Annotated in this window: 22 protein-coding genes and 2 pseudogenes; 15 read left to right on the forward strand and 9 right to left on the reverse strand. The window is 58.6% G+C overall.

Annotated elements, in window-relative coordinates; all coding sequences use genetic code 11:
* The first annotated feature begins 1 nt into the window (after nt 1).
* From ACIQJ2_RS30865 to ACIQJ2_RS30875, 3 genes are read left to right on the forward strand one after another with little or no spacing between them, the layout of a single operon-like run.
* Nucleotides 2-2194 (forward strand): Mu transposase C-terminal domain-containing protein, encoded by a 2193-nt coding sequence (locus ACIQJ2_RS30865; protein ID WP_047627473.1) that lies wholly within the window; start codon nt 2-4, stop codon nt 2192-2194.
* 14 nt (nt 2195-2208) lie between these two features.
* On the forward strand, nt 2209-3357 hold the full coding sequence (locus ACIQJ2_RS30870) for a TniB family NTP-binding protein (RefSeq protein WP_130270581.1): 1149 nt from the start codon (nt 2209-2211) through the stop codon (nt 3355-3357).
* Complete coding sequence (locus ACIQJ2_RS30875; RefSeq protein WP_047627476.1) at nt 3354-5156, forward strand: TniQ family protein; 1803 nt, start codon at nt 3354-3356, stop codon at nt 5154-5156. Before ACIQJ2_RS30870 ends, ACIQJ2_RS30875 begins: the two co-directional genes overlap by 4 nt.
* Before the next feature lie 333 nt (nt 5157-5489).
* Here the strand turns inward: ACIQJ2_RS30875 and ACIQJ2_RS30880 are convergent, their stop codons facing one another.
* The 3 genes from ACIQJ2_RS30880 to ACIQJ2_RS30890 form a co-directional block, all read right to left on the reverse strand.
* The gene (locus ACIQJ2_RS30880) at nt 5490-6329 is read right to left on the reverse strand and encodes an ABC transporter substrate-binding protein (protein ID WP_006470608.1); all 840 of its coding nucleotides are present in this window, start codon (nt 6327-6329) and stop codon (nt 5490-5492) included.
* Nucleotide 6330: 1 nt separating this feature from the next.
* Nucleotides 6331-7566 carry an alanine--glyoxylate aminotransferase family protein gene (locus ACIQJ2_RS30885; RefSeq protein ID WP_151577113.1) on the reverse strand — a complete coding sequence of 412 codons (1236 nt, stop codon included), beginning with the start codon at nt 7564-7566 and terminating at the stop codon, nt 6331-6333.
* Between the two features lie 600 nt (nt 7567-8166).
* Nucleotides 8167-8763 carry a helix-turn-helix domain-containing protein gene (locus tag ACIQJ2_RS30890; protein WP_151577114.1) on the reverse strand — a complete coding sequence of 199 codons (597 nt, stop codon included), beginning with the start codon at nt 8761-8763 and terminating at the stop codon, nt 8167-8169.
* A gap of 345 nt (nt 8764-9108) precedes the next feature.
* On the opposite strand from ACIQJ2_RS30890, the gene ACIQJ2_RS30895 reads away from it, so the two are divergent.
* The 3 genes from ACIQJ2_RS30895 to ACIQJ2_RS30905 all read left to right on the forward strand — a co-directional run bounded on the left by ACIQJ2_RS30895 (nt 9109) and on the right by ACIQJ2_RS30905 (nt 11201).
* Nucleotides 9109-9366: a cupin domain-containing protein gene (locus ACIQJ2_RS30895; RefSeq protein WP_192800580.1), complete on the forward strand. Its 258-nt coding sequence runs from the start codon at nt 9109-9111 to the stop codon at nt 9364-9366.
* A 57-nt stretch (nt 9367-9423) separates the two neighbouring features.
* Complete coding sequence (locus tag ACIQJ2_RS30900; protein ID WP_151577116.1) at nt 9424-10728, forward strand: FAD-binding oxidoreductase; 1305 nt, start codon at nt 9424-9426, stop codon at nt 10726-10728.
* An 86-nt stretch (nt 10729-10814) separates the two neighbouring features.
* A complete protein-coding gene (locus ACIQJ2_RS30905; RefSeq protein ID WP_151577117.1) occupies nt 10815-11201 on the forward strand; it encodes a VOC family protein in 387 nt (128 codons plus the stop codon).
* Nucleotides 11202-11257: 56 nt separating this feature from the next.
* On the opposite strand, the gene ACIQJ2_RS30910 is transcribed toward ACIQJ2_RS30905, so the two are convergent.
* Entirely contained in the window at nt 11258-12832 is a 1575-nt protein-coding gene (locus tag ACIQJ2_RS30910) for an amidohydrolase (RefSeq protein ID WP_151577118.1), read from the reverse strand.
* Between the two features lie 298 nt (nt 12833-13130).
* Between ACIQJ2_RS30910 and ACIQJ2_RS30915 the strand changes: the two genes are divergently transcribed.
* Nucleotides 13131-14753: an NAD(P)/FAD-dependent oxidoreductase gene (locus tag ACIQJ2_RS30915; RefSeq protein WP_006470615.1), complete on the forward strand. Its 1623-nt coding sequence runs from the start codon at nt 13131-13133 to the stop codon at nt 14751-14753.
* Between the two features lie 245 nt (nt 14754-14998).
* A complete protein-coding gene (locus ACIQJ2_RS30920; RefSeq protein WP_151577119.1) occupies nt 14999-15451 on the forward strand; it encodes a GNAT family N-acetyltransferase in 453 nt (150 codons plus the stop codon).
* A gap of 101 nt (nt 15452-15552) precedes the next feature.
* Here ACIQJ2_RS30920 and ACIQJ2_RS30925 read toward each other — a convergent pair whose 3' ends face one another.
* The 3 genes from ACIQJ2_RS30925 to ACIQJ2_RS30935 form a co-directional block, all read right to left on the reverse strand.
* Entirely contained in the window at nt 15553-15864 is a 312-nt protein-coding gene (locus ACIQJ2_RS30925) for a hypothetical protein (protein WP_192800581.1), read from the reverse strand.
* Nucleotides 15865-16101: 237 nt separating this feature from the next.
* On the reverse strand, nt 16102-16533 hold the full coding sequence (locus tag ACIQJ2_RS30930; RefSeq protein ID WP_006470621.1) for a DUF488 family protein: 432 nt from the start codon (nt 16531-16533) through the stop codon (nt 16102-16104).
* 285 nt (nt 16534-16818) lie between these two features.
* Nucleotides 16819-17082, reverse strand: coding sequence for a DksA/TraR family C4-type zinc finger protein (locus tag ACIQJ2_RS30935; protein ID WP_006470622.1), 264 nt, complete (start codon nt 17080-17082; stop codon nt 16819-16821).
* A gap of 335 nt (nt 17083-17417) precedes the next feature.
* Between ACIQJ2_RS30935 and ACIQJ2_RS30940 the strand changes: the two genes are divergently transcribed.
* The 3 genes from ACIQJ2_RS30940 to ACIQJ2_RS30950 all read left to right on the forward strand — a co-directional run bounded on the left by ACIQJ2_RS30940 (nt 17418) and on the right by ACIQJ2_RS30950 (nt 22153).
* Nucleotides 17418-18731 carry a replication-associated recombination protein A gene (locus ACIQJ2_RS30940; protein ID WP_151577120.1) on the forward strand — a complete coding sequence of 438 codons (1314 nt, stop codon included), beginning with the start codon at nt 17418-17420 and terminating at the stop codon, nt 18729-18731.
* A 54-nt stretch (nt 18732-18785) separates the two neighbouring features.
* A complete protein-coding gene (gene nhaA, locus ACIQJ2_RS30945; RefSeq protein WP_036564676.1) occupies nt 18786-20651 on the forward strand; it encodes a Na+/H+ antiporter NhaA in 1866 nt (621 codons plus the stop codon).
* A 293-nt stretch (nt 20652-20944) separates the two neighbouring features.
* Complete coding sequence (locus tag ACIQJ2_RS30950; RefSeq protein ID WP_006470625.1) at nt 20945-22153, forward strand: adenylate/guanylate cyclase domain-containing protein; 1209 nt, start codon at nt 20945-20947, stop codon at nt 22151-22153.
* 228 nt (nt 22154-22381) lie between these two features.
* On the opposite strand, the pseudogene ACIQJ2_RS30955 reads toward ACIQJ2_RS30950, so the two are convergent.
* Nucleotides 22382-22744 (reverse strand): annotated as a pseudogene (locus ACIQJ2_RS30955) (exodeoxyribonuclease III); the annotation flags it as partial.
* 146 nt (nt 22745-22890) lie between these two features.
* On the opposite strand from ACIQJ2_RS30955, the gene ACIQJ2_RS30960 reads away from it, so the two are divergent.
* The 4 genes and pseudogenes from ACIQJ2_RS30960 to ACIQJ2_RS30975 all read left to right on the forward strand — a co-directional run bounded on the left by ACIQJ2_RS30960 (nt 22891) and on the right by ACIQJ2_RS30975 (nt 25314).
* Nucleotides 22891-23172, forward strand: a complete 282-nt coding sequence (locus ACIQJ2_RS30960) for a metal/formaldehyde-sensitive transcriptional repressor (RefSeq protein WP_006470627.1) — start codon at nt 22891-22893, stop codon at nt 23170-23172.
* An 82-nt stretch (nt 23173-23254) separates the two neighbouring features.
* Nucleotides 23255-23431 (forward strand): annotated as a pseudogene (locus ACIQJ2_RS30965) (transposase); the annotation flags it as partial.
* Between the two features lie 406 nt (nt 23432-23837).
* A complete protein-coding gene (locus ACIQJ2_RS30970) occupies nt 23838-24362 on the forward strand; it encodes a TIGR02444 family protein (RefSeq protein ID WP_151577121.1) in 525 nt (174 codons plus the stop codon).
* Between the two features lie 178 nt (nt 24363-24540).
* Nucleotides 24541-25314: a UTRA domain-containing protein gene (locus tag ACIQJ2_RS30975; RefSeq protein ID WP_006470630.1), complete on the forward strand. Its 774-nt coding sequence runs from the start codon at nt 24541-24543 to the stop codon at nt 25312-25314.
* Here the strand turns inward: ACIQJ2_RS30975 and ACIQJ2_RS30980 are convergent.
* On the reverse strand, nt 25307-25888 hold the full coding sequence (locus ACIQJ2_RS30980) for a UbiX family flavin prenyltransferase (protein ID WP_006470631.1): 582 nt from the start codon (nt 25886-25888) through the stop codon (nt 25307-25309). The genes ACIQJ2_RS30975 and ACIQJ2_RS30980 overlap by 8 nt on opposite strands.
* Nucleotides 25889-25890: the final 2 nt, after the last annotated feature.

The following is a 25890-nucleotide window of genomic DNA, read 5'->3' on the forward strand; positions in this document are numbered from 1 at the left end:
CATGACCAATTTTACCCGCAATTTCGTCGACGCCAGCAAGCGTTACTACTTCGCACCGACGGCGCTCATCATCATCGACAAGACCAAATACCGCACATACCAGGTGACGGATATCGGGCAGGTGTTCGTCCCATGCGAGAACACGGCCATGCGCGAGTTCTTCACGCACGACCAGATCTACGATCTCGTCCACTCCGGCAAGTTGGACTTCGACCAGGATCACTTCGCCGAAGGTCGCGCAAAGTCTCGCGCACGCTTCGATGAAGCACGCGTCGTCGATCTCTCAGACGACGAGCAGGCCCGTGTTACCTACTACGCGGCGGCATGCGACATCGTACTTCGCATGAAGGAAGAAGCCCGCGCCGACCGCAAGTTGCCGCGCGTCTCGCTCAGCGACGAATCGCTTGACCGCATCATGCCGCTCATCCAGGCCGAGCTGGACGGCAAGCAGCGTGCCGGCAAGCGCACCACTATCACCTTGCCTGGCAAGCGTCATTTCCGTCGTATCTATAAGCGCTACATCGAAGGCGGCTACGAACCCATGTCTCTCGTGAAACGCTGCAGCGGCTCCAAGGGTCGCCCCAGCGTGCATGATGCGGGCGACATGCTGGTCTGGATGGAGAAGGCTGCTGAGTTTGCGGATCCGCGCAAACCGACGATGGCAGTGCTCTATCGCGAGCTCGAAGCTAAGCTCCACGAGCTCAACGCGGCCCGCGCAGCCAACGCTCTCCTGCCGCACAAGATGCCGACCCGCAAGGTCTTCGAAAAGCTTATCAAGGACATGGACGGCTTCCATGTCTGCCAGGCCCGCGAGGGTATGGATGTTGCTTTGCGCAAGTACCAGATCAGCTCCAAGGGGGTCGATGTCCAGCGCCCCGGCGAACGCGTCGAAATGGACGAGTGGACGATCGATCTGCTCCAGTGGGTCGGCTGGCTCGGCATGGTCGCCCATCTCACTGCCGAGCAGCGCGCGAAGCTGAAATCGACGCGTATGCGTGTCATTGTGGCAATTGACGTGGCGACCCGCTGCATCCTTGCTCTACGCTTTGTGCAGGGCGCTGCTGACGGACAGCATGCCATCGATGCCATCGAGATGATGGTGACGGACAAGGCTTATCTCGCCAAGCTTTGTGGTGCGACCTCGCTGTGGCCGTATCATCTTACGCCCGAGCTGTTGGTGACCGATAACGGCGGCGCCTTCAACAACTACCGTGTTCGTTCGGTCACCCGCGCCATGGGCATGATGCACATGTTCCCGCAGGCCGGCCGCCCCCAGATGCGTGGTGCCATCGAGTCGGTTCTCAAAACCTTCTCGAAGCAGTTCATGCACTGGTTCGAAGGCCGCACCTTTGGCGACATCTTCGAGAAGGGCGATCTTGATCCCACGAAGCGCGTGACGCTGGCTATGGACGAGGTCAACACGCTCCTCGGCCAGGCAATCATCGATATCTATCATCATGTCCCGCACGAGGGTCTCTCCGGTGAGACGCCGCATAACGCCTGGATGCGTCTGGCCAAGGTGTACGGCGTCATGCCGCCGCCTCCGTCGCGCATTCGCCGCCATATTTTCGGCTCCAAGGTTACGCGCATCGTTACCGACCACGGCGTCGAAAGCTTCGGGATCTACTATCAGTCCCGCGAACTCCAGGCGTTGCGTATGAAGACCAAGGCCACGGTCGATATCCGTGTCGATCCGTACGACCTGAAAACGATCAGCGTCTGGAACGGCACCGGCTGGCTGAGCGTCGATGCGACCGCCGCCATCCCGAACGACCTGTCGATCTGGGAGTGGACGGGTGCATGCCGCGAAGTCGCACTGGAGAATGCGGAAAACCGCAAGCTTCATCTCTCCACGATGCTCGACGCAGTCAACCGCCTGCGTCTCGCCGGCGATGCGGCCCGCGCTCGCGCCAACCTTGCGACCGTTTCGATGGATGCGGTCAAGATGAAAGAGCTCCAGCTCCGCTACTTCGACCCGATCACGCTCATCGATGATCTGGAGGACCGCGATCCGATCCTGGTGCCGCTCATCGTCGCCGAAGATCCGCTGATGCACGGCATCCCCGGTGTCAACGATGAAATCCTCACCGTCGATCCGATCACCGGCATCGCCGGCTACGTCTCCCCCGCGCCGATCGCTGCCGCCTCCGCGGCCCCGGTCACTATCAAGTCTGCCAGCGACATCCAGCTCTAAAGGAGGGCTACGCTATGACCAATTTTGACGCCAAGAACTTCTTCAACAAGGCCGCCGCGCGTTTGCTGTCGGTCCTCACTCCAGAAGCCGCCGATCGCGCCAAGAAGCGCGGCGGTCTCTACTCGGCCTACATTACTTCCGACCGCCACCAGCGTGTCGAGCGTGCCGTCTCCAAGATCGTCGAGAACGCTGCGGCATCCGTGCACGGCACCTCTGGTCGTCGCCGCGCGCTCTTTGTCATTGGCGAAAGCGGCTCCGGTAAATCGACGGCTCTTCAGAACACGCTCCTCAAACGCGCGGAGCTTCAGCCTTATCGCAACGATGAGGGTGAAATGATCAGCCCCATGATCTACTTCGACATGCCCAAGCCGCTAAAGCTGCGTCTGCTTGCGACCAAGATCATCAAGGCGACCGGCTATCCGCTCATCAATGCTGATCGCATTCCTGAGTACGATCTCTTCGAATTGGCGAAGCGTGTGCTCAAGGAGTACTCGGTGCTGGTGCTCTTCATCGATGAGGCTCAGCATGCTCTGAAGGAGACCGACAAGGCGACCATCCGCAACCTTGCCGACATCCTCAAGAGCTTGCTGCAGATCGAAGACTGGCCGCTCCACCTCGTCTTGGCCGGCGTACCCGCCCTAGCCAAGTTCATCGAGCACGAACCCCAGCTCCGCAACCGCAGCCTGGTCGTGGAACTCGAGCGCGTCACCTTCCCCGGTGACCTCGAACGCATTCGCGTCATTGCACAGGGCATTATCGAAACTCACGCCGGCATGAAGGTCGACGGGGCGCTTCTGCAGGACATGGAGGTGGAAGATGTTGTAGGGGGGCGCAAGGTCAAGAAGGTTCGCAAGGCTTTGACCGAGGATCTCGTGCACCGCCTGATCCACGCTTCCGAAGGTGGCTTCGGCACCATCATCGACTTGGTTCGTATGGCCTGTGATTTTGCGATCGAAGTCGGATCGGACGTTGTCGGTCTCGCGCACTTCGTTGAGTGCTACGATTTCCTGACAGGATGCCAGCCGCATCACAACATCTTCCTGGCTGCCGACTGGAAGGACCTGACGCCTGTAGTGCCGCTTGCGGAACTGGTTGCGCGCCAGGCTGTCGCCGATGCGCGTATCGAAGCCGGTGAGCGCAACCGTAAACGAGGTGGCAAATGATGTTGAAGCCTGTGGAGGTCGCATCCTCCGAAACGATCTTCAGCATCATCGCTCGTCTTGCTGCGATCAATGGCTCGGGCAATGCCCGAGCCATGGTCCGGCATCTTGGGATCTCTTACATGGGCTTCGACCGGCCGAGCGATCCCGTGTACGAAACTCTCAGCGCCTATACGGGCATGTCGGCGGACACATTCGCAAAAGCGTCGATCCACCGGCATGACAAGTTCAGCATCAACGTTGGGGGTTCGGTTGTCAGCGGCCGCACAGTATCACGATCTGCACCTCGCTTCTGCTCGCTCTGCGTTATGGAAGATATTGATAAGCGCACCGGCCGTCCGGTCGTTCGTCCGTTCGAACGTTTCTCTTGGACAATCAGGGACGTTGCGGGCTGCCACAAGCATGGAGTCGTCTTGGACCATGCCAGCGGTCCGGATGAACTGCGCCGCGAGTTCGTGAAGGCTGTTTCCGAGCGAATTTCGATGGTCGAGTTCAAAGCCAGTCGCGTTGAGCCGCTTGAACTTTCCAAGTCAGACCGCTACTTCGCGGCCCGTCTCGATCACGAGGCCGACCCCGTTCCTGATCTCGATGCGCTTCCCTACTACGTGGCCAAGCAGCTTTGCGAACGGTTAGGGGTCCTCGATGCGAGCGGTCCCGATGCGCATGTTCCCACCTCTGTTGAAGAATTGGCGGTCGTCCGTGAACGCGGATTTAATCTGATCGGGGACACCGCAGGCAGTCTTCGGTGGCACCTCGAAAATCTGACAAGTGCGTTCTGGCATTCGTCGCGTCCCAAAGGCGCCCAGCATCTATTTGGGAACCTCTACCGCTATCTGGACAACCATCAGGACGACGACCACAAAGGTCTGCGCGATCTACTTCGGGACGTCGCCACTGACGCCTTGCCTATCGGTCCAACGGATTCGTTCTTGGGATCACCGAAAAAGCGGCGGTGGCATAGCGTTATTTCTTTCGCACGCGAGTACGGCATCAGCCCACTCGTGGCCGAAGGTAACCTTACCCGAGAGGGCTTCATTCCTCCGCAGAGCGGCTTTCACCGTGAAGCTCACAGCAGGATCGTTTTTGATGCAGAACTGGCCGAGCGCGCATTCCCACGCCAGGAGTTGCTGCCACGTATGGATCTAGTGAAGCGCATGCGATTGGAGCGGTTGCGGAATACTGCGATCTTCGCAAAGCAAGGCCCGAATGCATTGAAGCCGCGTCCGGACCCCGCAGGTATCAATCGCCTCTACTCGATCACCGAGGCGGAGAACCTGCTTGCGAAACTCACTCGCATTGCAAGTGAGACCAAGACGCCGGACATGCGTCGTATTTGCGAAGCAGCGGGTCCAGGCTTGTGCTTTGTCGACGATGTTATCGAAATGCTCGCCGACGGCAAACTCGAACAGGTGTTCTTCGTGCCTGATCAATTCTTCGAAGGGATTCACGTCTCGACAAAGGAGCTGCGCGCCAAAGCTGACGGGCCAGATCAAGGTTGGGTATCTTGCTACGACGTGGCCGAAGAGATCGACGTCTGCGAAGCGGACGCGATGGCGCTGATGAGAAAAGGGTTTCTGAAGTCTCAGCCCGTTCAGCATCGGAAGCAGACACACTTGCTTACGACGAAGGAGCTGCTGACGGACTTTAATCGCCGCCATATTTCACTCACAGCACTTGCAAAACTTAATGGGAAAAAGCCGACCGAAATGTTCCGCAAGCTCAACAACCGCAACATCGTTCCGGCCATAGACGCCAAAAGTTGCCAATCGAGAATTTACTATCGACACGACGTCGATCAATAAGATCCGAGAAAGCCAGCCTTATCAAAACCCGCCCTCACCGGCGGGTTTTTGTTTGTCTTGTTAACAGATAGCTCTAAGAAACCGGGCTATCGTTACAGGTGCGAAACTCAGGTTTTAGGTGCATTTCGCGGGATAGATCGACGTACAATCAATGACTTAGGTGGTAATCGCGGACATTGTCAGCGTGCCGGATCAGCCGCCGTGCACAAAAGCAATGCTGCAAGAAGTCTACTCATGTCACGTTCCTCTCTTTTTATGGATTTGGCATGCTGATCGATCGCAGAGGCCTCGCCGCGGATCCGCGGCGAGGCAGGGACCATGGTCCCATGCACCCTATTCCGTGGCTTTGTTGATCGTCGGCTCAGGATAGGCCGCGCCCTCAAGATTCCATTTTTCGAGGAGCTTGTCATAGGTGCCGTTGGCGTGCAGGCGCTTCAGCGCCCACATGTAGGCGTCACGCAGCTGCGTGTCCTCCTTGAGGAAGGCAAGACCCGTGTGGCTGACGGCGAGCGGTTCGCCAACGGTCCTCATCGTGCCCTTGGAGTCCTTGATGATGAGGCCGATGCCCTCCACCCCCTGGACGCCGGCGACCGTGCGTTTCTGCTTCATGTTGGCGATCTGCTGGCCGAAGCTGCTGTCGATAACGATGTCGACGGAAGGCTTACCCTTGCCGATGCAATTATCCTCGTTCCATTTGCGGAGCGTTTTCTCTGTTGTCGTTGCCTGGCTTACGGTTACCTTTTGACCGCAAATGTCCTCGACCGTTTTGATCGGGCCGTCGACCATCGCATAGACCTGATCGCCCGATACCATATAGTCGACGAAATCAACGGTCTTCTGACGCTCCCAGGTGTCGGTCATGGAGCTTTGAATGAGATCGACACGCTTCGAGACCAGCGACGGGAGCGTTTGCGAGAACTGACCGTCGATCCATTCGGCCTTCAGGCCGAGCTCGGCGGCAAGTGCATTACCGAGGTCGATATCGAAGCCGACAAATTCATTGGTCGTCGGGTCGCGCGATTCCATGGGGGGATAGGCGGCATTGACGGCGACGCGCACCGTACCCGTTGAAACGATACGCTCCGGAAGAGCCGGCTTGTCCTCCGCGAAGGCCGGGCTCAGGCCGACAGTCGCCGCTGTGCACAAAAGCAATGCTGCCAGAAGTCTGGTCATGTCACGTTCCTCTCTTTTTTATGCATTGGACATGCTGATCGATGGCAAGGACGTTGCCGCCCTGCGAAGCTTTGGCGAGGTGTGCGATCGCGGCCGCGACCCCGCCCTCGGCATGGGGGATGTCCAACACCTTGAAGGCAATTTCCAGACAGCCGAGCGCGCCAAGGAGCTGCGGGGCGCCGACATGGCCCATATGGCCAATACGGATCGCCCGGCCACGCAGCGCGGGCCCGATACCTTCGCCGAAGAGGACGCCGCAGTGCTGCTGGCAGAATTCCACCACCGGGCGCACCGTCCCCTCCGGAATGCGCACGAGGGTCACGGAATTGGCCTGTTCACCCGCAGCCGGGATATTGAGTTCGACACCGCCCGGCACCGACCAGCAGCACACGGCCTGCCGGGTCGCCTCGGCCAGGAGGTCGTGTCGGGCGATGACGGCCGAAAGGCCTTCCCGACGGATGAGGCCGAACGCAGCCTGCAGGGCAAAGAGGAGATTCACAGGCGGCGTGCCGGAGTGCCAATAGTAGTGGTCCGGTCGATCGCGCAACGTCCAGTCCCAGTAGTTCGTGCGAAGACCGGCCGTCTGGTGGCGCTGACGTGCGCGCGGGCCAACGGCGTGGAAAGCGAGGCCCGGCGGCGTCATCAGCGCCTTCTGGGATGCGGCGACAGCAAGGTCGATGCCCCATTCGTCGAAGCGGAATTCTGTCGCCCCGAGCGATGCGATGCAATCGACCATCAGCAGCGCGTCATGGCCGGTATCGGTGAGTGTGCGGCGGATCGCCGGAATGTCGTTGCAGACGCCCGATGCGGTATCGACCTGCGTTGTGAGCACGGCGCGGATGCGCCGGTCCGTATCTTTGGCCAGCCGTTCAGCCAGCGCCTGCGGATCGACAGCAGCGCGCCAGCTGCCCGGCAGAATCTCGATCTCAAGACCCAGCTGCTTGGCAGTGTCGGCCCAGTCGACGGCGAAAAAGCCGGATTCCAGCACCAGCACAAGGTCGCCGCGGCTCAATGTGTTGCAGAGCGCCGCCTCCCAGGCACCGTGGCCATTGGCGGTAAAAATGTAGGTTTTTTCACGCGTGCCGAAGAGCTCCTGCAGGCCTGCGATGCAGTCGATCGACACGTCGTGCAGCGGCCCTTGATAGATGTCTATCGAAGGCCGGGCCAAGGCCCGCAGCACCTCGGCCGGCAGAGTGGTCGGCCCCGGGATCATCAAGAGTTCGGTTCCAGACTTCATTTTCGGATCGGGCCTCCTTCCCCGTTCCCATCACGTAAGCTGACATCAAAATTAAAGTCAACTATCATTTTATAGACAGCTATATATTAGAGGCCGCATCATATGAAAAAGCGCTCTGCAGCAGATTCTCGCGCTCACGTTTGCCGCAAACTTGTAGGGCAACGGCTCTCGACGATATCGCGCGCGACGTGCTGCGCACGGGCGCAAGAATTATGGACACCGAGGAAAATTGGGCAATATTAAAACTTATGCAATGCATTTTTAATATAGGTAACTTTTCCGGACAGAAATCTTACGACAAGGAAGCGGCCGGCCGCGCGATTCAGGCATAGCATCGGCGCACACCACCGAAAGCGATCAGCCGATGAACGCCGCTGGCCGACATCGCTGCCCCTTGCGCCCGGCGCAGGCTTTGATCGGCGGAAAAATCAAACAGGCGAGACGGCGGCTAACGCCGCGAAGGCACCACGGTCGCGGTCAAAACCTGTCCGAACCCGGCGCACATTGTCGCTCATATGACGCCCGCATGATGCATGCTGAAAATGAGCCGCTCCGCACAAACACGTTACGCGCGGTCGCCTTCCGCCCGCCGTTTTCTATTTACACCGTGGCGGGCGCCACAACCCAGATGACCTCGCAGTTCTCATCGCCAACGGCCCAGAAGCGCACCATATCCGTCGCGGGGAAGGCGAAACTGTCACCCGTTTGAACGACAAAACCAGTACCGTTCAATTCAAGTCCAAGTGTTCCGGCCAGAACGATCCCGCATTTGCCCCCCTCTGAGTTGTTGTAAGCCTCACCCGAAGAGGCCCCCGGCTTGAGCACAAAACGGATCATCTGGATTTCCGGCTGCGTGTCGGGCGTGAGCAGTTCCTTGAGTATCAGCCCATCCTGATAGGATAGCGACCGGCGGGCGTCGCGCGGCACGATATATTCGGCAGCCTGGCTTTCCGGCCCGTCGTTTGTCTGGAAAAGCCAATTGACAGGCATGTCCATCGCAGCACAGATCGCCCTGAGGGTTTTGATCGAAGGGGCGGCGAGCCCGCGCTCGACCTGGCTCAGCATGCCGACGGAAATTCCCGAGGTGTCGGCCACCTGCTTGAGCGACAAGCCGCGTATTTGTCGGCGTCGCCGCAACGTCGACCCGACCACGCTCGCATCGGACTCCACATCGAGAAGGCTTAGATCAGGCTGCACTGCGATTGTTTCCTTGTTGGCGCGTCTTTGAGACTTAAAAAATTACCTATGTTAAAATCCATTGACAAGTTTTTTAATTATACCCTATTTTTCACGGAAATTTCTAACCGGAAGCCTCATGAGCGTCAAGCCGGACGGGATATCGCCGGGAACCACGACAATGCAAGGGTACGGCGAACTCAAGCAAGAGATCCCGGTACAGGCGCGTTATCAGAAGGAACCATTCTGTTGGATCAGGAAGCTAAGATCGTCTGTAAACTCAAATATGCGCGGAGGGCTGATCTGGGCCAGGGAGAGCCAGGCCTTCCAGATCCAGCACTGCTGATCGATGGAGCGCCGGCATTTATGACCTGGCCCCTGATCGATGGACCGATCATGACCGGCACATGGTCGGCGACACCCGGCCACCACCGGGTGGTCCGGGACAACAATTTCATCGAGAGCTTCTATATTCTTGAAGGCGAGATCGATCTTTTCGAAGACGGCGTTCCCACTCCGAAGCGTTTCGGTTCCGGCGATCTGGTCGTGCTGGAACCAGGCTTTACCGGCAGCTGGAAGACGGTGAGCGCCGTCAAGAAGGTCTATTTCTCCACGCGGCTGTGAGCCCATCTCACCTTCGTCCAGCCGGGTGTTCCGAAATCAACGAAACGAGAAGCGTTCATGAAGACAACACCTTTCTGGTGGGAAGAAGCCGAGCCTCAACACGGCGAGCGGTCTTTCGACAAGACGACCTGCACCGCTCTGATCATCGGCTCCGGTTACACGGGGCTCTCGGCGGCGATCACATTGGCCGAGGCGGGCCTGACCGACGTCGTTGTCGTCGATGCGATGCGTATCGGTGAGGGTGCCAGCTCTCGAAATGGAGGGATGATCGGCAATAGCGCGAAATTCACGCTCGCTCAGGCAAGCAAGCGCTTTGGCGAGAAGCGGGCAACAGAAATCATCGATGACTACGGCGCCTCCATGTCCTTCATGATTCAGCGCGCAGCCACATTGAGCGACCCGATTGACCTGAACCTGTCCGGCGCCGTCGTCGCGGCCTACACGCGCAAGGACTTGGTCAGGCTGCGTGAGATGCGCGGTCACCTCGCTTCCGAAAACCAACAAAACATGGACATCCTTGAGCAGGACGAGGTTCATTCTGTTCTAAAGACCGACATCTATCGCGGCGCCATGGTCATTCGTGGCCAGGGCACGATCCATCCCGGAAAATATGTTCAGGCTTTGGCCAGGCGGGCCCTGGAGTTGGGCGTCCGCATCTTCACCGGATGGCGCTTCCTCGGCGCCCGGCAAGATGGGCAGGGTCATGTAGCGCGTCTGCAAGATGTGGAAAATCGAGATCCAATCGAGATCCGCACCGACAGGATTCTCCTCGGCGTGAACGGCTATGCCGGTCCCGAGACGCCATGGCTGCGAAAGCGCTCGATCCCGGTGCAGAGCTACATGATCGCAACGGAGGAAATGCCTTTCGACCTGCTCGAAAGGCTGATCCCACAAAACCGCGCGGTCTTCGACACCAAACGTGTGCTCTATTATTTTCGCCGCTCGCCTGACGGAAAGCGTATCCTGTTTGGCGGTCGAGCGCGGTTCCGGAACTCGACCGCGGAACAAGGCGCCAAAGGCTTGCGCGGCTTCATGGAGCACACATTCCCCGAAACACGCGGCGTCGCATTATCCCATGCCTGGTTGGGCAATGTCAGCTTCGCGCTGGATTTCTGCACGCATGGCGGCCGCATGAGCGACGGAATCTATTACGTTTCCTGCTGCAACGGGAACGGCATTTCAGGCCAGACCTATCTGGGCCATCGTATTGCCGAACACATGCTGGGCCGGCCGAATACGGATCGCGGCATCATAGGAAGCCGGTTCCCTCAGCTATATTTCTACAACGGCAAACCCTGGTTCCTGCCGATAATAGGCAGCGGATACCGCCTTCTGGACAAGGCGGCGCGCTGGCTCGACTGAAAAGCCGACGGCGTCCGCAATCCTGCCGACGAACATCGCAAGCGCAATGCGAGATCTCTACATCAAACCTTCACAGGACATACCCCATGACGCCTCCCCCCTTCGACCAGCTTGTCACGTTCCTCTTTACCGACGACCTCGACGCATCCGCTCATTTTTACGGAAGCGTTTTGGAACTTCCTCTGGCTCTCGATCAGGGAGCTTGCCGAATCTACAGCTCGGGCTCGGGATTTGTCGCCGTCTGCAGCAAGGACGGCTCGCTGTTTGCCCGTGATCGCGTCATCATTACCCTGGTAACCGAGGACGTCGACGGCTGGTACGAACACATAAAAGCAAAGGGCGTTGCGTTCGAAAAACCGCCGGCTTTCAACAGCCAGTATAATGTCTACAACTGCTTCCTCAGGGATCCGGCCGGCTATCTCATCGAGATTCAGCGCTTTCTCGATCCGTCCTGGCCAAAGGTGAACCGCTAGAGCATTTCCTTATTGTCCGACGCCGAAGCGAAGTCGCTTCGGCGTCGGAGATTGCTTCAGGCCCGTTCGGGTATCCACCACTCCGTGCCGCGCACCGTGGTGACATATTCCGGCCAACGATAATGAATGGGCGCGGCGAAATCTGCCGGCAGCAGCGGCTTGACCCACTTCGTGCCGCCGATGCCGCCGCCGGTGCGCATCTCGAACTCGGCTTTAGCACGGGCCAGGCCTTCGGGGTCGGTCAGCAGATCGATGATCGTCGCGCCGACGCAGCGCGCGGCAGAGAAAATCGTGGGGTCGATGGCTGGGGAAAAGCCGCCGAGCGCATTCCACACCCATTCAGGATATTGATAGCCGCCTTCAGGCTGCTCAAGCTTGGGGCGGCCTATGATCAGCCTCACCGTCGGCGCGTGCCAAGTGTAGTCGACATAGTCGTCAGCGCCATAGTTGAGCTGCCAGGACGGCATGACCTCGCGATTGTGCGCCTCTCCATCCTGGGGCGTGGTCAGCGTGCTCATGCCGGCCTGAAATGGCTCATCCATGGGCGCCAGGCCCAGGTTTGATTGTATCGCGCGGGCGAAAGCCTTGGCTTCGTCGCCAAATTCCGGCGGTCCGGTGAGTTCGAGATTGCGATAGGCGATCTCGGCCATTGCGTGATTGGGGAGGCCAACGCGTGTCCTTGCGACCCACTCGCTACGAACCTCGCAATTCGCGATCTTGGCGACGTGTTCGGCATTGCGGTCGAGCACAGCGATAACCCGCTCCGCCATCTCCAGTGTCGGGGTGCGGCAAGAATATTGGATCTGGCTGAAACGCGGCGGCAGATTGTCCGACGTCGCCTGCCCGGCCGCCAGGATCGCCTCGTTGAGGATCCAGGTGCCACTATGGGGCAGCATCGCCTCCTTGGTGTATTTTGTGGTGGTGTACATCAAACACACCGCATCGATGGCCCCTGGTGCGCGCGCGACGCTGGATATCGACGTATTCGACGTGGCCGCCATGCCTGCCCAGGTCTCAGGCTTCGTGCATTCGAACGTATAAATCTTGCTCCAGTACGCCCCACAATGGCTGTCCCAGATGCAGGTATTCGACAGCCCCGGCCTAAAGCCCGGATGATAGCTGATGGCGGCGTCGATATCGTCGTAGTAACCGTGGGCCGCATGCACCGGCTTCGAGCCGCAAACCTTCTCTGCCGGTTCGCCAAAGAATTTCAGCCGCCCCTTGATGCCATGCTTCTCCATCGCCGCCTTGGCCGCCAGTATGCCGCCGAGTGCGCCGATGCCGAGGGCGGAATGAGGGTCGGTGTGGCCGGGAGCCCAACGATTGACGCCCTCGCGCGGCGCCATATAGGGGGTGCGCTGCTGGGAGTTGCCGGGCACCGCATCATATTCAGCGTAAGACGCGATGATCGGGCCGCTATCCCCCCACGTTGCGCAAAACGCCGTCGGCATTCCGGCCGACCCCGCCTCGACCGTAAAACCCTCCGCTCGCAGACGCTCCACGTACCAGGCCGCCGATTTGTATTCCCGCCATGCAGGCTCGTGAAAATCCCAGATCGTCGTATGCCAATCGGACAGGGCATTTTTATTCGCATTGACCCAGTCGACAGCGGTTTGTTTCTCAGGCGTCATGTCACGGCTTCCTAGATTTGGTTGTCGGTTAAGGTTCATCCGCAGCGCAGGCCACCGTCCAGTCACGGTCCCCGCGATAGAATGGTGCGATCGTCATCGGCATCGCTGAGACCCGATCAGACAGTTCGAAAGCGCAGCGATGGTCGGATCAATCCGATCGCGTCCCCAGGCTTTGCAGCGGCCTTTTCAGATAAGTGCTGGTGATTCTCCTTATAGAGATGTACATCTTTATAGATGACTATATATTTATAGCCATACACATCTTTACCCGAGCGCGCAACGGAAGGCATCAGGGGATATGACGGAGAAACAGGCAGCATCGCATTCGCACTATGACGCGATCATTGTCGGCGGAGGCAACAACGGCCTCGTCTGCGCCAACTATCTCGCTCGAGAGGGGCGAAAGGTTCTCGTTCTCGAGCGCCGGCACATCGTCGGAGGCGCCGCTGTAACCGAGGAGTTCACCCCGGGGTTTCGTGCCTCGATCTTCTCCTACATGACGGGCATGCTCCATCCCCGCGTCATCCGCGATTTCGATTTACCCGGCCGCGGATACGAGGTTCTTCCCTGCTCGGACATGATTGCCCCCGTGGACGAGGGCGAAGGTTACATTCTCTTCTCAGGAGACATGGCCAAGACGCAGGCCTCGTTCCGCAAATTCTCCGAAAAGGATGCCGATATCTATCCCGCCTTCGACGCCTATCTGCGCGAAGCGACGGAGGTCGTGCGTCAGCTTCTGTGGGAGACACCACCGGATCTCAGCCGGCGAGACTGGAAAACCTTCAAGCATGCAAGTTCGCTGCTCTGGCGCTACCGCAAGGTCGGCCGGAAAATGTATCGGATCATCGATATGATGACGATGAGCGCCTATGATTTTCTGAAGGAGTGGTTCGAAGACGACAGGGTCATCGCGGTGATCGCCTATTATGCATCGATGGGCACCTTCGCCGGGCCGAAGAGCCCGGGCACCGCTTATGTCATCATGCATCATATCATGGGTGAGGCGGGCGGATGGGGCTTCGTCAAGGGCGGCATGGGCAAGATCACCGAGTGCCTCGCCGACTACGGCCGCTCGAAGGGTGTGGAGATCGTCACCGGCGCGGAAATCAGCGAAGTTATTGTCCGCAACGGCCGCGCAACCGGCGTTGTCACGAAAGAAGGACGGACCTACGAGGCGCCGGTTATCGCTTCCAACGTATCCGCCAAGACACTCTACCTTGATATGGTAGGTGAGCAGCATCTTCCCGATGAGGTCCTGCGTCAGATTCGCGGCTACCGCACGTTTGCGACCGCATTCAAGATGAACGTGGCCTGCCATCGGCCGCCGCAATACAAAATCCTCGATCGCATCCGGCGAGACGGTATGCTGGGTGATTTCCCCTACCCGACCTATACCCGTATCGCGCCTGACGTGAACTACCTCGAACGCGCCTATGACGATGCGAAGTACGGATGGTACTCATCACAACCGTATATGACACAAGTCACGCCCAGCTTCATTGACGACACGCTGGCACCGGAGGGCAAACATGTCATCAATTTTTACGGTGGCCACGCGCCCTACAGCCTGAAGGGCGGCGACTGGGCGCAGGAAAAGGATAATTTCCGCAAGAACGTCTTTGCCGCCATCGAGCGCTACGCGCCCGGCTTCGGCAACGATGTGATCGAGGCCCAGCTTTTACTGCCGCCCGATATGGAGCGGATCGTGAATCTGCCGCAGGGCCATGTTTTCCATGGTGAGCTGTCGGCCGACCAGTTGTTCTTCCAACGCCCGGTCTCCGGCTACGCTGATTATCGCACACCGATTGGCGGGCTTTACATCTGTGGATCCTCAATGCATCCGGGCGGCGGCGTAACAGGCATTCCAGGTCATAATGCGGCGCGGGAGATACTTAGGGATCAAAACACCAAAATGGGGTGAGCAAGATTGTGTGGTAGCTTCGCCTACGAAGGCGTTAATCGCGTCAGGTAGAATGGTTTGGCTTACGGTCGTCTTATTTGCGCTACCCTGAAGAGGGGCAACACTCCGACCGACCTTCTTCTGATTAAGGATCGCCCGTACCACCGTCAGCGTTTGGTAGGCGGGCTTTTCGCTCCGTGGCTCCAACTGAAAAAGAGGGGGGCGACCAACTTCCGCTAGTCCCTGTAAACGCCAATGGATGTAGTATGACCGAGACAATCCGAATTGCTACTATCGAAGACGCTGAGGCTGTCACCACGATAACCCGCTTAGCATATGCAAAGTGGGTTCCGCATATCGGTCGGGAACCTCTGCCGATGAAGGCAGACCATGCCGCCCATATCCGCGACCACCGCGCCGACCTTCTAATTGTCGGAAAGGAAATTGCCGCTCTAATCGAAACGATCCAACACCCCCGATACTTGCTGATAGAGAATGTCGCGGTAGCCCCGCCTTACCAAAAGCGTGGTTTTGGCAGGAGGATGATCGCTCACGCCGAGCAGATTGCAGCAACAGACGGATTGAGCGCTATACGGCTCTACACGAACGCCAAGTTCGAGGAAAACTTACGTCTTTACAGCTCGTTGGGGTACCAGGTTGAACGAAAGGAAGCCATGAACGGAGGCATTGTCGTTTACATGGCGAAGAGCATCGGTTGATTTGGGTTCATAGCGCTTTCTTGCTGGACTACCGAGCCTCAATCGAATGCGCTATGACAGCGGCTACCGCTTAAAACCCACCATGGCTCTTTGTCATCTGACTATGGCCGTAGGACCGACGCCGGCAAGCGGCTGAAGGCGATGGCGTTTGACGGCGCGCAGGTAGGCGAGGACCTGGGCTGTGCGCCATCGTTGACGCCCAAGGCGTTTCCGGCGGTCACCGTGCCGTTGGACCGAAGCGGCGTGGGCAGGCTGGCGAGCTTCTCGAACGTTGTCTCGCGCGGATGCTCGTCCTCGCTGACAAGCACCGTTTGGCCCTTGCGGCCCCTGACTGGAAAGGCGGCGATCTCGCAGGCAGACGGCCGTTTTTCTGCGCCGCTGCCGCGCGTCTCGCCGCGCCCTATAATGAACATATGGTGCTCATGTTCCAGGTAACGAAATTCTCGTCACCCGCGACCTATCCGTAACCGAGAAGTCAAGCAACCCGCGTCCGAGTTCGGTGGAGCTGTGGCTGGCCAGAGCGCGGCGGAGACCAGATGCGGCACAATAGTGCACGGTCCCGTGGGGATGCGTAAAACGCCTGATCGAATTTTCCAGCAGACGTGCGTAAACCCAAAGTTGGGGGCCCTCGTGGGGGCCATCTCGATGCTCTACAGATGCACGATCTCAACGTCAGGCCATTTTGCGGCTAGGTATTCTGCGACAAGTCGTCGGTGACAGTGGTGAGGCTTGTCCTCGCTGCACAACAGGCATCCATCTTCAATCTTCTCCTTGTCGATCATTTCGATCCGGCGTCGCGTAATTAGATCTAGAAATCTTGCGGCATAGGTGTTCCAGTCTCCCCCTCTTACCTTGTACGCTTCGAACATTTCCTTCGTCGGCGCAAGTTCCGGCAGATGCTCATACTCCATTCCACAAAGGGCTTCGGAAAAATATCTCAGGTCGTCACGCTTCGCGAAGCCTGATAGCTGTGAAACATTATTGAGGCGAACATCGACAAGCCGTTTGGCGCCAGAGTCCCTCAACCTCGCGAAAAAGTGCTGAGCCGAAGACTTGGTAAATCCAATGGTGAATATTCTCATCGTCTTTATCTACCCAACCCCCGCCACACCTTCGAAGGTGAGCCCCTCATATCGTCGACCATGCCGCACGATCTCGACGCCTCCTATGCTAGGACGACGAGGAGAGCACCAGTTGTCAAACTCAAAAATTCCTTCGCAGAATCATTCGATCGCTTGCAGGGCTGAAAATCCCAAGCGTCAAATAAAAGGCGCTTCAAGGTCAGGAGGAACGAGCGTTCACCGTCGAGCGAAGATGACAACTCGCGTCCGTTCCGTAAGAGGTTAAGAGCCTATCTGCTACTCCCATCAACGCAGTTGGCTATCTTTGTTGCCACGGCGGTTGATCGTGGAGAACACTGGTCGTTTATCGCGTTCACTTTGGCAAGCAATGCATGTCCTGACGGACGGAATGGCCTGGCGACGTCTCAACGGGATCTCCTCGCCACACACCTCGCATTCGACGGTACCGTGTCCCGATGGAAGTCGAGAACGTGCCGCCGATAGTGCATCGGTTACAGTCGCATCAATCTGGTCCTGAATCCCGCCTTCGGGTCCCCAACCGTTCGCCATATCCGGCTCCTTTAAAGTAGATGGGATGTCCAACAGTTACGTGGCTAAACAAGGCCCGATTACCCTGCCACAATCTTATATATGAATACACCCTCCCAGTATCAATATTCCTGACGAATATCTTCTGGAAGATGGTCGCGAAGTTTAACCTCTGCAGCGTTGTCGGGCGGAGGATCTACGATGAGCGCTGCTAACACACGAAGCTGTAAGGTTGCACGGCAAGATCAATATACTATATAGTAGATCCCTGTATTCTTATCATTGGCGAGCGACTGGTGGATTCGGTTGGCGTACGAGCGCTGCGCCGTTCGTCGCGATTCCACTGTGAGGTGATCTTGACTAACTTATTCACAACAAGGCCCCAGCCTCCCTTGGCCGAACTCCTGCGCCCCAAGAAGCTAGATGAATTCGTCGGGCAACGGCATTTGCTTGGCCCGGGCAAGCCGCTGCGACTTGCCTTCGAGGCGGGCAAGTTGCACTCGTTCATCCTCTGGGGGCCGCCAGGTGTGGGCAAGACCACCTTGGGGCGCTTGGCCGCCAGTACGACAGACAGCCGGTTCATCGCAATCTCTGCCGTGCTTGCCGGGGTAAAGGATATCCGGCAGGCCATCGACGAGGCCCAGGCTGAACTGGACAATCATGGTCGATCGACAGTACTTTTCGTCGATGAGATCCATCGCTTCAACAAGGCGCAGCAGGACGCCTTGCTGCCCCATGTCGAGTCGGGGCTTCTGACCCTGGTAGGGGGAACCACCGAGCATCCCGGCCTGGCGGTCAATTCCGCACTGCTCTCGCGGGCACAGGTCTATACCCTCGAACCGCTCTCCGGCGACGAGCTGAACCAGCTCTATGAACGCGCACTGCCGCATCTCCAGGGCGTCACGTTAGATGCGGACGCACTGGAGTTGCTCGAGGGCTTCGCCGATGGCGATGGGAGGCGCTTCCTTAATCTGCTTGAGCAGGTGACGAATGCTGCGTCGGGGTCTGGAAAGGCCGTGGTCGATGGCGAGTTCGCCAGGCTGTCCACCAGCCCATCGCTGCGCAGGTTCGACAAGGGCGGCGACGAGTTCTACTGGCAGCTCTCGGCCTTCCACAAGTCGCTGCGGGGCTCCGACCCCGATGCAGCCTTGTATTGGCTGGCCCGCATCCTCGACGGAAGCGGCGACGTGAGCCAGGTGACCCGCCGCATGGTGGTGATGGCCAGCGAAGACATCGGCAATGCCGACCCGCAGGCGCTTCAACTGGCACTCAACGCCGCGCTGGCCTACGACAGGCTGGGCTCGCCCGAGGGTGAGATACCGCTGGCGCAGGCGGCGACTTACCTCGCCCTCGCCCCCAAGTCGAATGCCTCCTATGCCGCCTGGGACCAGGCCAAGGCATTCGTCAAGCGCAGCGGCTCCCATCCTGTTCCGCTCCATCTTCGCAATGCACCGACGAAGTTGATGGAGCAGATGGGGTATCACGAAGGCTACCGCTATGCCCATGATGAGCCCAGCGGCTATGCTGCCGGGCAAACCTATTTTCCCGAGGGCGTGGCGCGGCCGGGCTGGTACCAGCCAACCGACAGAGGCGTCGAGCGCAGGCTGGGAGATAGGCTTGCTTGGCTGCGCTCGCTTGATGACTCAGCGTCGCCAAGCGCCGGCGCTTGACCGATCTTCCCCGAAATCGACTCATCGCTCCCTCACGCATTACAGGACAAGAACATGGCAGACTCTTCTTTCGGTGAATCCTCGGCGAGTATCAGATGGAGACGAGTTGCCCACTATCTGCGCACGGAGCCTGGTGCAGCGGTATTGCTGGTGATCGTCACGGTCGTGGCGCTCGTGTGGGCGAACTCGCCGCTGTCCGATGCTTATTTTGCGTTGTGGCACCTGGATGTCGGGTTCAATTTCGGCCCGTTCGGCCTGCACATGGATCTGCACCACTGGGTCAATGACGGCCTGATGGTCGTCTTCTTCTTCCTGATCGGCCTTGAGGTGCGCCAAGAGTTCGCCCACGGATCTCTCCGGGACAGAAGCCGTGCCCGTCTCGCCCTGATCGCAGGGGTCGCGGGGGTCGTGCTTCCTGCGCTGGTATATGTCCTTATCGTGGGGCTGGCCGGAAGTGAGGGCCTGCATGGGTGGGGTGCGGTGGTGGGCACCGATACGGCGTTCATGCTGGGCACCCTGGCGATCGTCGGCCCGCGGCTATCCGGTCAGCTGCGCGTGTTCCTGCTCACCCTAACCGTGGTCGACGACTTTCTCGCCGTGTCCATCATCGGCATCGTCTACAGCGAGGAGATCCGGATCGTCCCGCTGCTGATCGCCCTCGCAAGTCTCGTCGGGTTGTGGCTGCTAGGCCGTACCCGGCAATGGCGGGCAACGCCGTATGTGCTGATCGTGATCGTGCTGTGGTTCGCAACCGTGTACTCCGGCATCCATGCCTCCCTTGCCGGGATGGTGGCAGGTCTCCTGATCCCGGCCTACGCGACGCAGCGTCACAAGGTCGTCGCGGCAAGACAGCTGTTCCGGGATTTCTGGCAGTCTCCGAGTGCCGCATCGGCCCGTGCGGTGGACTGCGGGCTGTCCCGGGGTATCGCGGTGAACGACCGGCTGCACGAGTTCCTGCGGCTGCCGACCGCGCTGCTGATCGTGCCGGTGTTCGCCCTGGCGAACGCCGGGGTGGACCTGCGTGGCGGGCTGCTCACTGAGGCCTTCGGCTCGCCCGTGACCTGGGGCGTCATCGCAGGGCTCGTGTTTGGCAAGCTCCTGGGCATCGGACTCATCACTCTCGCCGCGGTCCGCCTCGGCCTGGGTCGGCTGCCCGAGGGCGTCGGGATGGGGAGCGTGTTCGGCGGTGCTGCACTGTCCGGTATCGGGTTCACCGTGTCCCTGCTCATCATCGGGCTCGCGTTCGGCACGACCTCCGACCTGGGCCGCCAGGCTACGGTCGGCGTGCTGGTGTCGATGGTGCTCGCTACGTTGCTGGGGTGGTTCGTCTTCAAGGTCGCCGCCCGGAGATGGGGTGAGGAGACGGCGGATCTGCCGATGGCGCTTGAGCCTCCGGTGGATCCCGAGGTCGACCATATCCGCGGCCCCGAAGACGCCCAGCTCACTCTCGTTGAGTACGTGGACTTCGAGTGCTCGTACTGCGCGCACGCGACCGGCTCGTGGGATGATCTGCGCGGCCAATTCGGGGACGACCTCCGCTATGTGGTGCGCCACTTGCCGCACCACCCGCACGGGCCGATCGCCGCGCGGGCGTCCGAGGCCGCGTCGAACCAAGGGATGTTCTGGCCGTGGCTGGACTTCGTGTTCACGCGTCAGCATGCCCTGGAGCGAGAGGACTTGATCGGGTACGCCGCAGAGCTCGGCCTCGATGTCGACAGGTTTATCGTGGATCTCGATAGCCCGTTGGTGATCGAGCGTGTGCAGCGGGATCTTGTGAGTGCGGTCGCCAGCGGGGCGCATGCGACTCCGACGTTCTTCGTCGATGGTCGCCGCCTGCGCGGCAGCTACGACGCCCGCACCCTCACCGCAGCGCTGGAGGCCAGCCGTCGCGGCACAAGGACTCAGGAAGTCGAATACTGAGCGACGTTTCGAGCCGGGCGATACCGGTACGGGGGAGCCGGCTCTGCATGGGCGGGCTCTCGTCGCACCGGACAGCGCGGCCAACTCGACACTCCCGTCATCCTGATACCCCCTGAAACACTTTGCGGATTTAGACAGCTGGAAAGCTATCGCAGCTTTGTAGCCAACACCCTTCACTCGCGTAAGCAAATCCTTAGTGGTATACTCGGCCTGAAAAGATTACTTCGTGTGCTGATAGTAATATCGCATAATTATCCCATTGTTTTTGCGTATTCAAGATGAGTAGGGCACTTATGAAAAACGCGGCTTTGACCGAAATTAAGCGGTGGTTGGTTTCTCAAGGCCTGCTGGGGCGAACCGAATGTGAGATACTTGTCGGGTTTTGTGAAGGGTGTCGCCGACATGGGATAATGATCTCGCAGGGCGTTCTTTTTATTGATACTCTTCATCCCGTACTCGAATCCTGGGGTTTTTTTTGGGACGAAGACGAGGGCGTAGAGCAATCACAACAGCAATTTCTCCGCGACAACGCTGAAGAAAATGCCCAAATCTGGCTACGCAGTCCCTTCTACGCCATGCAACAAGCCGGACAGACTGAACTGCGTGTGTCGTTGCGGGGGGCCGAAACGCTTCCATTTCTTGTACTGAACGAACTCCGAGATGAAGGTCAGACAGACTATTTCGCAATGATCCAAAGACTGTGTGAAGTCGATACTATCGGCGAAATGGACAATCTTTACTCGCGGTGGTCAAGCAAATCAGACAATGGATTCTCAGAAGGCGAAGTGGAAGCTCTTCGCGAGCTCCTCCCGACGCTTGCTCTATCGATTAAAACAGCGGCTGTCCGGAGGATAGCCCAGTCGCTGGTTAGTGTATATCTCGGTCGCGATCCTGGCCGCAGGGTTCTTCAGGGACGAATTGCGCGAGGTGCGGTCGATAGCATTCACACCGTCCTCTGGTTTTCGGACATGGCGGATTACACGTCCTTGTCAGAGCAGGTCGCAAGTGGGGAGCTCATCGGTCTACTCAACGACTATTCAGAAGCTGCAATTCTCTCCGTGACAAAGAATGGTGGGGATGTCTTAAAGCTTATCGGAGATGGCACTCTCGCAATATTTAACGCGGAGTCTCCTGAGACCGCCGCTCAGAGCGCCCTCGCAGCTCGAAGGGAACTAGAAGAACGATTGCAATCGCTCAATCGTGTCCGTTGGGACAGCGGCCAAGTTGTAACCTCGATCTATCTGTCACTTCATGTTGGTGAGGTTTTCTATGGAAACATCGGTAGTTGTGATCGGTTGGATTTTACAGTGATCGGTCCAGCCGTGAACGAAGTTTGTCGAATCGCGTCAATATGCAACGAAATAGGACGACCGCTCGTAATCTCATCAGCGTTTCGGTCCCTTCTGCCAATCAAAGACACGGAAAACTTCTTCAGCGCCGGATTCCATCGACTCAAGGGCGTTCGGCAACCGATGGAAGTGTACGCGGAAAGAGAAGGCTAGAAATGGGTCGTGCGGCCCTATCGAGCCAATGATGAGATGATGACGGTGCGCGCGGCGGGAATGTCCGTCGCAAAAGCCAAGTGGCCGTTTCCGTAGCGGAACCATCCATATATTTCAAGGATTTATCATATCTTAGTGCGCATTGGCGTGCACCACAACCCTGTCGCCTATTTTCAGATTTGTGACCTCGGCCCTCAAGGCGACCTTGCAGACTTTCACGTAATATCTCAGGCGCAAGTGGTCGATGCGCAGCACGGCGTCGCGGGCGATTGCGTTCCGAAAATACTTAGAGACCTATAGATCCGCTCTTCGGGATGTCGCTGTAGGCATCTGTCCAGCTCGTGGCAATGAGTTCGGAATAAGCTGCGTGCACCTCCGGCCGGGACAAACCATCTACTCGTCAGCGTTCCAGCGCTTAAACCCTTAAGTCCGACGGCATGACATTGAAATCTCCCACCAAAGCCAAAGGGACGTCGAGTTCGAAGAGCTCCGCGGAATAGGAGTACAGGCCATCGAACCAGCGGAGCTTGTAGTCGAATTTCAGGCCCGGAGCCGGATTTCCGTTGAAAGATAGACGCAACCGATCACCACCTCATTCGATCGCCGCCTAAATGCACAGGCTCGATCTCTAGCCCACTTGGTCAATCGATTTTCCAGAAGGTCTGGCGAAGGGCCTAAAGAAGGGTTGAAACTCCCCCCCTGTACAGTATGGTGACGCAAAAATTTAGGAAAGCACCATGCCACATTCACCAGAAGACAAAAAACGGGCAATCACACGCGTCCGGCGTATTAAAGGTCAGGCGGAGGCTCTGGAACGTGCTATCGATGCTGGCACCGATTGTGCCCCGCTGCTTCAGCAAATAGTGGCGCTACGTGGAGCAGCCAATGGGTTAATGACCGAAGTGATGGAGAGCCATTTGAGGGAGACGTTCGGTCCCAATATCAATCCGAACGACGACAGGGCTCATGACGAAAATGTGGAGGCTATCATGAAAATTTTGCGGACATATTTTAAGTAGCGCCCATTAGGTCACATACCCATAAAATGCTTCTGCTGTTGATCGCGATATGATTCACTTTTCCGGCAGGAAGGAGGTGGTCATGGCGCGTTTTGATCTGACGGCTTTTGAATGGGACGTGATCCAGCCGCTGTTGCCGTCGAAGGTGCGCGGTGTGAAGCGGGTGGATGACCGGGGGTGTTGAACGGCATCTTCTGGCGGCTGCGGACGGGGGATGCCCTGGGCTGACATTTCGGCACGTTATGACCCCTACACGACTGCGTGGGAGGAGTACACAGACATTACTGTCAAAGATGTTCCATAGGAGATTACTGACGCGAGGGTAGCATGAGAGACCACGATTTCAAGCTGCATTCACGCTCTACCGGAGGCTTATGGTCGCTAAAACGCTTCCACGTTGAACGATATTATAACCTACGTAAACAACCTTCTTTACTAATTTTCTGTCAGAGTATGCCAACACCGAACTATTGGAAGTGGTTGATCGACACCGCAATTTGTTAGCAGCTCACGGAAGAATGAGTGATCCTGCGTTCGTCGAACACCAACCCACGACAAGACCGACGGAGGTGCTTTTGCGTATGTTTTCGTTGCCGATGTATAGTACACGAGCCATCGACGGTTGTGTGCGGCACGATAGAGAGCCATAGGCGAGGAAATACATAATGGTTGAAGCTTTCGTTGGTACCGATTTGTGGACCGTGATGCGGAAGGTCTATGCAATGCCGGGCGTCGCCCAGGCGTGCTTAGAATTGCAGGAGAGATTTGAACTTGACGTACCGTTGTTCCTTGCGGTGCTCCAAGCGGCCGGGAAAGGCAGCCATATTGATTCCGACGCGATTCGGAACCTTGACGAGAACTGCCGCCGATGGCGTGCAGAGGTCGTCCGCCCCCTGCGCGCGATCAGGGTGCAGCTAAAGGCTAATCCCTGGATGGAGAGCCACCCACCGGTTGTGTCTTTCCGCTCGGAACTCAAGGCGCTGGAACTGGACGCCGAGAAGCTGGAGGTCGCGGTGCTGGAGGAAGCGATCGCCGATCTGCCGCGCGATGAAGGTCAAGAGGAGGGGCGAGCGCGGATCAACCTCGTCGCACATATGGTTCTCGAACGTTTCGCCGGCCGCACTCTGCCGGAAGAGGTGCCACAAGCCCGCCTCATCGCGGATGTCGTATGGTCGCTTGCACGGGGCTGATGCTGCATGCGCGAATGACCGTATCATCATAGGTCGCGTCTTTCGCGCTAGTTCACTTCGCGAAGTCGAAGCCGGGCCTTTGGTGAGAAACAGGCCGGCTTCAACTCCGGATTGCAAAGGTGACACGCACAAATGGATGTGTTAGTCCTTCAAAAGGATATCATTACCAAGGCCAAGCATGCCCGAACCCGATCAGCACCTCTATGAGAAGATAAAAGCGACAATCGATCGCCGTGTCGAGGCGGAGGAGTGGCCCGCTGAATTCCAGGTTCCGGCGGAGGTCGAGCTTGCGGAGGAGTTCGGGGCGTCCAGGCTGACGGTGAGACGCGCCTTGCGTGAATTGCAGGTCGAGGGCGTCCTCATCCGCATTCAGGGGCGCGGCACATTCGTGGTCGGCCGGCGCATGCAATGTGCCATCTTCAATATCTCCGACATGGCCGAGGAAATCGCGCTCAACGGCGGCGCCCATGCCTGCAGGGTGATCGAGCTCTGCGCGGTGCCGCGAGGCGACCCGCAATCCAACATGCTGGCCCTGGGGCCGGACGGCGTCGTCTTTCATGCACGGCTGCTGCATCTGGAGGACGGCACGCCGATCCAGCTCGAGGATCGCTACGTCAATGCCAGCGAGGCCCCGTCGTTCCTGGAGCAGGACTTCACCAAGATTACGCCGCACGCCTACCTGCTTCGCGAGACGACGGTGACATCGGTGGACAATACGATCCGCGCCATCCGGCCGGACGAGGAGGCGTGCCGGCTCTTGCAGATTGACAGCACCCAGCCCTGTCTCCTGCTGGACCGGTCGACCTGGCGCGACGGGACGCCGATGACCCGCAGCCGCTTTCTCTATCCGGGCGATCGCTATCGGTTGCGCAGTTCGCACGAAGCCCGGCAGAACCGCGTCGTCAACGCAAGCGGACCTTTGGCCCCCAAGGGACACAGGAAGCTCAAGTGAGGCTCTCCTTCAGGCCGCCCCAGCGCCGCACGGCTCCGGTATCGATATCGAAAAGGTCGAGGGCGCGGGCGCTGGAATGAGTGACCAACTCGTCGAGGCTCTGCGGTTTGGCATAGAAGGCCGGGACGGGCGGCATGATGATGGCCCCCATCCGGGTGAGTGCCGCCATCGTCTCGATATGCCCCAGATGCAGCGGCGTCTCGCGCAGCATGAGCACGAGGCGCCGGCGCTCCTTCAGCACCACGTCGGCGGCCCGGCTCATCAGGGTGGAGGTCACGCCCGTGGTGATCTCCGACATCGTCCGCACGGAACAGGGTGCGATGAGCATCCCCATGGTGCGGAACGATCCGCTGGCGATCGTCGCGCCGATATCGGCGACCGGGTAGATCACATCGGCCCGGCCTTCGAGATCGGCCTTCTGCAGGCCGAGCTCCTGGTTCAGCGTCAAAAGGGCCGAGCGGCTGACGACGAGGTGGGTCTCCACCCCCGCTGCTCGCGCAAGCTCGAGGGCGCGGATACCATAGGCCGCACCCGAAGCGCCCGTGATTCCGATGATCAGCCGCTGCGTGCTCATGG

This window comes from Rhizobium sp. NPDC092011 (assembly GCF_044756305.1).
Lineage (GTDB): Bacteria > Pseudomonadota > Alphaproteobacteria > Rhizobiales > Rhizobiaceae > Rhizobium.

What these genes read in the sequence shown, in the direction of transcription:
- ACIQJ2_RS30895 (WP_192800580.1), top strand. Translation starts at nt 9,109, where the DNA reads ATGACCTGGCCCCTGATCGATGGACCGATCATGACCGGCACATGGTCG.
- nhaA (WP_036564676.1), top strand. Translation starts at nt 18,786, where the DNA reads ATGGCAGACTCTTCTTTCGGTGAATCCTCGGCGAGTATCAGATGGAGA.
- ACIQJ2_RS30905 (WP_151577117.1), top strand. Translation starts at nt 10,815, where the DNA reads ATGACGCCTCCCCCCTTCGACCAGCTTGTCACGTTCCTCTTTACCGAC.
- ACIQJ2_RS30930 (WP_006470621.1), bottom strand. Translation starts at nt 16,533, where the DNA reads ATGAGAATATTCACCATTGGATTTACCAAGTCTTCGGCTCAGCACTTT.
- ACIQJ2_RS30900 (WP_151577116.1), top strand. Translation starts at nt 9,424, where the DNA reads ATGAAGACAACACCTTTCTGGTGGGAAGAAGCCGAGCCTCAACACGGC.
- ACIQJ2_RS30975 (WP_006470630.1), top strand. Translation starts at nt 24,541, where the DNA reads ATGCCCGAACCCGATCAGCACCTCTATGAGAAGATAAAAGCGACAATC.
- ACIQJ2_RS30970 (WP_151577121.1), top strand. Translation starts at nt 23,838, where the DNA reads ATGGTTGAAGCTTTCGTTGGTACCGATTTGTGGACCGTGATGCGGAAG.
- ACIQJ2_RS30935 (WP_006470622.1), bottom strand. Translation starts at nt 17,082, where the DNA reads ATGGCGAACGGTTGGGGACCCGAAGGCGGGATTCAGGACCAGATTGAT.
- ACIQJ2_RS30870 (WP_130270581.1), top strand. Translation starts at nt 2,209, where the DNA reads ATGACCAATTTTGACGCCAAGAACTTCTTCAACAAGGCCGCCGCGCGT.
- ACIQJ2_RS30910 (WP_151577118.1), bottom strand. Translation starts at nt 12,832, where the DNA reads ATGACGCCTGAGAAACAAACCGCTGTCGACTGGGTCAATGCGAATAAA.
- ACIQJ2_RS30920 (WP_151577119.1), top strand. Translation starts at nt 14,999, where the DNA reads ATGACCGAGACAATCCGAATTGCTACTATCGAAGACGCTGAGGCTGTC.
- ACIQJ2_RS30980 (WP_006470631.1), bottom strand. Translation starts at nt 25,888, where the DNA reads ATGAGCACGCAGCGGCTGATCATCGGAATCACGGGCGCTTCGGGTGCG.
- ACIQJ2_RS30880 (WP_006470608.1), bottom strand. Translation starts at nt 6,329, where the DNA reads ATGACCAGACTTCTGGCAGCATTGCTTTTGTGCACAGCGGCGACTGTC.
- ACIQJ2_RS30875 (WP_047627476.1), top strand. Translation starts at nt 3,354, where the DNA reads ATGATGTTGAAGCCTGTGGAGGTCGCATCCTCCGAAACGATCTTCAGC.
- ACIQJ2_RS30915 (WP_006470615.1), top strand. Translation starts at nt 13,131, where the DNA reads ATGACGGAGAAACAGGCAGCATCGCATTCGCACTATGACGCGATCATT.
- ACIQJ2_RS30885 (WP_151577113.1), bottom strand. Translation starts at nt 7,566, where the DNA reads ATGAAGTCTGGAACCGAACTCTTGATGATCCCGGGGCCGACCACTCTG.
- ACIQJ2_RS30865 (WP_047627473.1), top strand. Translation starts at nt 2, where the DNA reads ATGACCAATTTTACCCGCAATTTCGTCGACGCCAGCAAGCGTTACTAC.
- ACIQJ2_RS30960 (WP_006470627.1), top strand. Translation starts at nt 22,891, where the DNA reads ATGCCACATTCACCAGAAGACAAAAAACGGGCAATCACACGCGTCCGG.
- ACIQJ2_RS30950 (WP_006470625.1), top strand. Translation starts at nt 20,945, where the DNA reads ATGAAAAACGCGGCTTTGACCGAAATTAAGCGGTGGTTGGTTTCTCAA.
- ACIQJ2_RS30925 (WP_192800581.1), bottom strand. Translation starts at nt 15,864, where the DNA reads ATGTTCATTATAGGGCGCGGCGAGACGCGCGGCAGCGGCGCAGAAAAA.